At 31.0% G+C, this 3858-nt stretch carries 4 protein-coding genes; 1 reads left to right on the plus strand and 3 read right to left on the minus strand.

The features are described 5' to 3' along the window. The coding region (locus tag MR593_RS11030; protein ID WP_290692832.1) for a DUF362 domain-containing protein at nucleotides 1-619 on the plus strand (619 nt) is incomplete at its 5' end. A 72-nt stretch (nucleotides 620-691) separates the two neighbouring features. Here the strand turns inward: MR593_RS11030 and MR593_RS11035 are convergent. From MR593_RS11035 to MR593_RS11045, 3 genes are all read right to left on the minus strand, one after another. Next, entirely contained in the window at nucleotides 692-1345 is a 654-nt protein-coding gene (locus MR593_RS11035; protein ID WP_290692834.1) for a DarT1-associated NADAR antitoxin family protein, read from the minus strand. Between the two features lie 2 nt (nucleotides 1346-1347). Then, nucleotides 1348-1983 carry a DarT ssDNA thymidine ADP-ribosyltransferase family protein gene (locus MR593_RS11040; protein WP_290692836.1) on the minus strand — a complete coding sequence of 212 codons (636 nt, stop codon included), beginning with the start codon at nucleotides 1981-1983 and terminating at the stop codon, nucleotides 1348-1350. 204 nt (nucleotides 1984-2187) lie between these two features. Beyond that, nucleotides 2188-3858: ATP-dependent Clp protease ATP-binding subunit (locus MR593_RS11045; protein WP_290692838.1), on the minus strand; the 1671-nt coding region annotated here is incomplete at its 5' end.

Consider the following 3858-nt stretch of genomic DNA (forward strand, 5'->3'; position numbering starts at 1 on the left):
AGAAGAACATGGCTTCACAAAAATAGCTCCTTGCGACATAATGGATGAAGACGGAGAAATCGAGCTTCCAGTTCCAAACGGCAAACAAATACATAAAAATTACGTAGGCTCACATATAAAAAATTACAACTCAATGCTTATACTATCTCATTTTAAGGGACATGCTATGGGTGGATTTGGAGGAGCGCTTAAAAATATGTCTATAGGAATTGCTTCTTCACATGGTAAAGCTTATATCCACGGAGCAGGAATTCCAGAAAATATTTGGACTGCCGACCACGATTCATTCCTAGAAGCAATGGCAGATGCAGATGCTTCTGTAATTAATTATTTCAAGGAAGAAAACCTAGCATATATAAATGTAGCTAATAAACTATCAATCGACTGTGACTGCGATTCAAACCCTCATGACCCAGAAATGGCTGATTTAGGAATATACGCAAGCCTTGATCCAGTTGCACTAGACCAAGCTTGCTACGATGCAGTTAAAAATTCTCCTGATCCAGGTAAGGCTTCATTGATTGAGAGAATGGACTCTAGAAATGCTATTCATACTGTGGAACAGGCTTATGCTGAAGGGCTTGGAAATAGGGAGTATGAAATAGTTGATATTGGATAGAATATTCAAAAATTTTAAAGGGGCTATCATAAAATAATTTTTATATAGCCTCCTTTAATAATAAATATAAATTCAATTATTTTTTACAAAAAAATCAATATATGTATCTCTACAAGAAAGAACTTCATCTATTAATCCTCTTTTAAAAAGTGATACATATAATGCTGCCGAATATGCTTGGCAATTTATAGATTTGTTAGGATTAAATTCTATATCAGTAAAAGCATTGTAATTTATAATTTGATTTACTAAATCTTCATTCTGATGTAGAGAATTCATATAAATCCAATCGTAAAATAAAGTATTCGGTGTTAAAGGCCATTCATAATCTTTAACTACAAAGGAAACTAATTCGCCTGAATTTTTTAAACGTTCATCTTTTTTAGCAGATCTGGAATCCATTGTAAGTATATCTTTATACGGACCTCCATTTTTAAATTTTTTACTAGATTGAAATGCAGATTCTACAGTAATTCTTTTATTATTTTTAGTTAAAAAAGCAAGGTTAAAAGCACTTAACCTTACTCCTAATTCATCTTTTGATTTAGTAGAAATTTCTAAAATTTTGTCATCTTTATATATTTTACTGTATTCATTATGTAAATTTGTTATATTTTTTTGCTTTTGAACTACTGAAAATCCTGAGTTCCATTTAAATTCGATGTCGATTTTATCTACATAATTACCATCTTTTTCATTTACTCTGTATACTTTTCTAATAGCCATTTTTATCCTACCTTTTTCCAATATTTATAATCACATCTCCATCTAAACAGCCCTTCTGTTACCTTAGATTTAATATTATATTTATATCCAATATGTTTATCAAAGAAGTTTTTACTTTCATAATTTTCAAAATGTACTGCTTTTATGTAATTTACTTCTATTTTATCTAAAACTTGCACTTCAGCTTGGGGATTTGTAGTAAAATAAGTAGGAAGTTCAAGCTCGTATCTAATACCATCACCATAAAATAGAGCTTCTAATCCTCTTATACCGCTTTTTTCTCTATATGATCTATATCTTTCTCTATTTTTAGCCGCATTTTCTATATTAAAGATACAATCTTTATCTACTAATACACTGGCATCTAATTCTATTACACACCAATTGGCATCACCTGATTCTTGTCTGCATTTATAAAACATTTTATAATTTGGAAATTCAATAGAAGTACTTATAGCGTCTAATCTATCGTCATATCTATTTTCATCATTATAGTAATAGTCTATGCCTAAGCGATTTAAATTATTGATTGATAGTAATCCATATTTTAATATATTTTCTAAATTATCAACTGGTGTAAAGTGAAATAGACTTTCTATATTTCTTTCTTCTATAAATCTTTTTATTTCGTAGTTCATAGTATTACCTCCAAATATAAGTTTATATTTTTAAATCTAAAGCAGAATGATTTATGATTTGTTAAGCTGATTTGCTTTGTTATTATTATTTTACAATGAAATAATTTTTCAATTGTCAAAAAAACGTTGTGAACTTTTATATTTGAAGCTAAAAAAGGTGCTTAAAATAGTTTTAACCTATTTTAAACACCTTTTATAAATCTACTATCTAACAAATATATCTATCTTATCTCCATCGCCATCAACAACCACAGTATCTCCATTTTGAATTTGACCTGCAATTAATTTTCTAGCGATTATAGTTTCAAGAGTATTTCCTATATATCTCTTAAGTGGTCTAGCACCATATACAGGATCATATCCTTCTCTAACCATAATATCCTTAGCAGCATCTGTAACTTCTATAGATATATCTTTATCTTTTAATCTATCAGCTAAGCTCTTCATGAATATGTCTATAATCTTCTTGATTTCATCTTTTTGTAGAGCCTTAAACATTATAATGTCGTCGACTCTGTTTAAGAATTCTGGTTTAAATCTTCTCTTCATTTCACCCATTACAAGATCTTTAGATTCTTCTGTTATTTCACCTTGGTCTTGTAATAAGTAGCTAGAACCTATATTAGATGTCATTATGATTATAGTGTTCTTGAAGTCTACTGTATTACCTTTGTTGTCAGTAAGTCTACCATCGTCTAGTATTTGTAAGAACATGTTGAATACATCTTCATGAGCTTTTTCGATTTCGTCGAATAATATTACTGAATATGGGGCACGTCTAACTGCTTCTGTTAATTGTCCGCCTTCTTCGTATCCTACATATCCTGGAGGTGGTCCTACAAGTCTAGATACTGAGTGTTTTTCCATGTATTCAGACATATCTATTCTTATTATGTTGTCTTCGCTGTCGAATAATGAACGAGCTAGAGTTTTTGCAAGCTCAGTTTTACCTACACCAGTTGGTCCAAGGAATATAAATGAACCTATAGGTTTGTTTTCGTCTTTAAGTCCAGCTCTTGCACGGATTACTGCATTTGATACTGCTGTAACTGCTTCGTCTTGTCCTATTACTCTTTCGTGAAGCTCGTCTTCTAGTTTAAGAAGCTTTTCTCTTTCTCCTTCTACTAGCTTAGTTACAGGGATACCTGTCCATTTAGATACTATTTCAGATATTTCGTTTTCTGTAACTTCTTCTTTAAGTAGAGCTGTGTCGTAGCCTTCGTTTATTTTTTCTTCGTATTCTTTAATTTGAGCTTCTAGCTTTGGAATTTCTCCGTATTTTATTTCAGCGACTTTGTTGAAGTCGTATTCTCTTTCGTATTTTTCAACTTGTCCTTTTACTTCATCAAGTCTTGCTTTTAAGTTTCTAACTTGTAAGATTTGATCTTTTTCTTTTTCGTATTTAGCAGTCATTTCATCGTCTTTTGCTTTTAATTCTGCTAATTCTTTTTCCAAATCTTCAAGACGTTTTTTACTCTTTTCATCTTCTTCTAATAAAAGTGCTTCTCTTTCAGTTTCTAGCATAAATAGTTTTCTTCTAACTATATCTAGTTCTGTAGGAAGTGAATCTATTTCACTACGTATCATAGCACCTGCTTCATCGATTAAGTCGATTGCTTTATCTGGTAGGAATCTATCTGTTATATATCTATCAGAAAGCTTAGCTGCAGCTACTATTGCGTTGTCGTGAATTCTGATTCCGTGATGGATTTCAAAACGTTCTTTTAATCCTCTAAGTATAGATATTGTATCTTCTACAGTAGGTTCTTTAGTTATTACTGTTTGGAAACGTCTTTCTAGTGCTTTGTCCTTTTCTATATATCTTCTGTATTCATCGAAAGTTGTAGCACCTATACAGTTTAATTCACCACGAGC

The organism is Intestinibacter sp. (genome assembly GCF_022780145.1).
Classification (GTDB): Bacteria; Bacillota; Clostridia; order Peptostreptococcales; family Peptostreptococcaceae; genus Intestinibacter.

Coding starts and splice junctions, on each gene's coding strand:
- MR593_RS11035 (WP_290692834.1), bottom strand. CDS start 1,345: ATGGCTATTAGAAAAGTATACAGAGTAAATGAAAAAGATGGTAATTAT.
- MR593_RS11040 (WP_290692836.1), bottom strand. CDS start 1,983: ATGAACTACGAAATAAAAAGATTTATAGAAGAAAGAAATATAGAAAGT.